The organism is Bradyrhizobium sp. 138 (assembly GCF_023074075.1).
GTDB lineage: Bacteria > Pseudomonadota > Alphaproteobacteria > Rhizobiales > Xanthobacteraceae > Bradyrhizobium.
In genome coordinates this window covers 1-2,539 of record NZ_JADPKT010000093.1, presented here as the reverse complement: position 1 = coordinate 2,539, position 2,539 = coordinate 1, and the positions used below count along the sequence as shown (strand labels likewise).

3 protein-coding genes are annotated in these 2,539 nt (G+C 64.0%); all 3 read left to right on the top strand.

Going from position 1 to position 2,539, the window contains the following annotated elements; all coding sequences use genetic code 11:
• Positions 1-464, top strand: a 464-nt coding sequence (locus IVA79_RS32325; protein WP_346658222.1) for a transposase, incomplete at its 5' end; no start/stop codon positions are given.
• Positions 461-808 (top strand): IS66 family insertion sequence element accessory protein TnpB, encoded by a 348-nt coding sequence (gene tnpB / locus IVA79_RS32320; protein ID WP_247560777.1) that lies wholly within the window; start codon positions 461-463, stop codon positions 806-808. The genes IVA79_RS32325 and tnpB, both read left to right, overlap by 4 nt.
• Positions 809-878: 70 nt before the next feature.
• A protein-coding gene (locus IVA79_RS32315) for an IS66 family transposase (RefSeq protein ID WP_247560775.1) occupies positions 879-2,506 on the top strand; the annotation gives its coding sequence in 2 pieces (ribosomal slippage) (positions 879-1,095 and positions 1,095-2,506; 1,629 coding nt in all).
• Positions 2,507-2,539: the final 33 nt, after the last annotated feature.

Genomic DNA, 2,539 nt, shown 5'->3' with positions numbered 1-2,539 from the left:
GTCTCCCTCCGGTGAGGGCCGTCTTGCCGGGTTGGGAGGAGTGCTGTGTAACAGCCCTTATGGACAGCAATAAGTTCAGTGCACAGATTGAACGGTTCGAGGTTGTCGAGACTGGCCGTCGCCGTCGCTGGACGGATGACGAGAAACTCAAGATCGTTCTGGAGAGTTTGCAGGCACCGCGTGCGGTCTCGTCGACAGCGCGACGATATGGCATTTCGCGCTCGCTGCTGCTGACTTGGCGACGATCGTTTGGGACGCGGACGAGCGATACTGAACAACCTCAGCCAGCGTTTGTGCCGGCGATGGTGGTGCCGGACCAACCGCCGGTGCCGCCAATAGCTTTAGCGGGGCCAGCGAGCGGACGCATGGAGATTGTCGTCGGCAAGGGCTGCCGGGTGATCGTGGACGCCGGCGTTGATATGACCGCGTTGTCTCGCGTGTTGGATCTGCTGGAGCGGCGATGATCGCGATCGCGGCAGGGGCAAGAATCTGGATCGCGACCGGTCACACGGACATGCGCAAAGGCATGCAGGGTCTGGCATTGCTGGTGCAGGAGGGACTGGGGCGAGATCCTTTTGCCGGCGACGTCTTTGTGTTCCGTGGTCGTGCTGGCACCCTGATCAAGGCGCTTTGGCACGACGGGGTCGGGCTATCGCTCTACGCCAAGCGGCTGGACCGTGGGCGCTTCATTTGGCCCGCGACGGTGGATGGGGTGGTGTCGCTGACCGCAGCTCAGATGGGCTATTTGCTGGAGGCGATCGACTGGCGCAATCCGCAACACAGCTGGCGGCCGCAGAGCGCCGGATAGGTTGCGCAATAGTCCCGTGAGATTGCAAAAAGCCCGCGCCAAATCGCGGTTTTTGTGATTCCATCGATGCATGGGTGACGGTCCCGAGAAGCTGCCGGAAGATATTGAGGCGCTCCAAGCGGCGTTGCTGGCGACGCGTGCCGAACTCGCCAGCGTTCGCGCCCAGCAGTCCGACGACCATGCGCTGATCGCTCACCTGAAGCTGCAGATTGAAAAGCTGAACCGTGATCGCCATGGCCCTCGCTTGGAGCGTACCGCAAGGCTGCTGGATCAGCTCGAACTGACGTGGAGGAGCTCGAGGCTTCAGCGACTGAGGACGAACTCGCTGCCGAAATGGCCGCGGCCAAGACGACAAAGGTGGCCTCGTTCACGCGCAAGCGGCCGTCGCGCCAGCCGTTCCCGGAGCATCTGCCTCGCGAGCGGGTGCTCGTGCCGGGACCGACGTCGTGCATCTGCTGCGGCGGTTTGCGGCTGTCCAAGCTTGGCGAGGACATCACCGAGACGCTGGAGGTGATCCCGAAATCCTGGAAGGTGATCCAGCACGTCCGGGAGAAGTTCAGCTGCCGTGATTGCGAGAAGATCAGTCAGGCCCCGGCGCCGTTCCACGTTATCGCCCGTGGTTGGGCCGGCCCCAGCTTGCTGGCAATGGTGCTGTTCGAAAAGTTCGGCCAGCACCAGCCGCTGAACCGGCAGGCCGAACGCTATGCCAAGGAAGGTGTGCCGATCAGCCTGTCGACCCTGGCCGACCAGGTTGGTAGCTGCACGGTTGCGCTGACGCCCTTGTTCCGGCGCCTTGAGGCCCATGTGCTGAGGGCCGAGCGATTGCACGGGGATGACACGACGGTGCCGGTCCTGGCCAAAGGCAAGACCGACACCGGCCGCATCTGGGTCTATGTGCGCGACGACAAGCCTTTTGGCGGGCAGGCGCCGCCGGGGGCAGTGTTTTATTACTCGCGCGATCGCACCGGCGAGCATCCCCAGGCCCATCTGGCCGGCTATAGCGGCGTCTTCCAGGCCGATGCCTATGGCGGCTATGGCAAGCTTTACGAGGCGGGCCGCAACGCAGGTCCGATCCTGGAAGCGGCGTGCTGGGTCCATGCCAGACGGCCGTTCTTCGTGATGGCTGATTTGGCGGAGAATGCGCGCCGCAAGGTGCAAGGCAAAAAGCCTGCGGTGATCTCGCCGCTGGCACTGGAAGCAGTCCGCCGGATCGACGCCTTGTTCGAAGTCGAGCGCGGCATCAACGGCGAGACGCCCGAGCGGCGCCGGGCCGTGCGCCAGGAGCTCAGCGCGCCGCTCGCCGCCGATTTGGAAGCATGGATGCGTGAGCAACGCGCCAAGCTCTCTCGGCGCAACGACGTTGCCAAGGCGATGGACTACATGCTCAAGCGCTGGGGCTCGTTCACCCGCTTCCTTGAGGACGGCCGCATCTGCCTGTCGAACAACGCCGCCGAACGAGCCCTGCGCGGCATCGCCCTGGGCCGGAAGGCTTGGCTGTTCTGCGGCTCTGATCGCGGCGGCGACCGTGCCGCGATGATGTACAGCCTAATCGTCACGGCCAAGATGAACGACCTCGATCCACAAGCTTGGCTCGCCGACGTCCTGGCGCGCATCGCTGCACATCCGGCCCACCGGCTCGACGAACTCTTGCCCTGGAATTGGCGCGACCGGAACAAGCAAGCCAATCAGGCTGCCTGAGTGACCGCTGCGCGGTCCTCACCGGATGCTTAC